This window comes from Aphanothece microscopica RSMan92 (assembly GCF_046613545.2).
Classification (GTDB): Bacteria; Cyanobacteriota; Cyanobacteriia; order PCC-6307; family Cyanobiaceae; genus NIES-981.
Map to the genome: position 1 here is coordinate 1 of NZ_JBKKKY020000455.1, position 503 is coordinate 503.

The following is a 503-nucleotide window of genomic DNA, read 5'->3' on the forward strand; positions in this document are numbered from 1 at the left end:
GCTGGTGCACGCAGGCAGCGCTCCCTCATATGGCGAGTTCATGCTCACCTATTTCACCGACTGGTCGGACCTCAGCGGCTACTACGGAACGTTCACGCCCGGCCAACTCTGGTTCATCGCATTCTTGTTCGTGATCAGCCTGGCGCTCCTGCCGGCGATGCGGCTTCTCAGACAACGCTCGTCCATTGCGACCTGGATGCGACGGCCCGCCTTGCTGGCACTGGTGGCTCCCGCAGTCGCAGCGCTGACGCTCTTGCCCGACCTGAGTGGCAAGAACCCCTTCGTCTATGCCGCATGGTTCTTCGTCGGGTTCCTCCTTGCGTCAGACCCCGAAACAATGGAGATCATCGCGCGGCACCGACGCTGGTATTTCGGCGGCGCACTTGTCGGGGCGGCTGCCGTGCTCATCGAGTTCGCCACCATCGGCTGGCAGTCAGGGGTGTCGCCCACTGGCCTGGTGTTCGGTCTCGTGCATGCCGTGGCATGCTGGCTCACCCTGCTGG

At 63.6% G+C, this 503-nt stretch carries 1 protein-coding gene; it reads left to right on the plus strand.

Going from position 1 to position 503, the window contains the following annotated elements; genetic code table 11:
* Positions 1-40: 40 nt before the first annotated feature.
* On the plus strand, positions 41-503 hold a 463-nt coding region (locus ACLD7X_RS18520), incomplete at its 3' end, for a hypothetical protein (protein WP_411425149.1).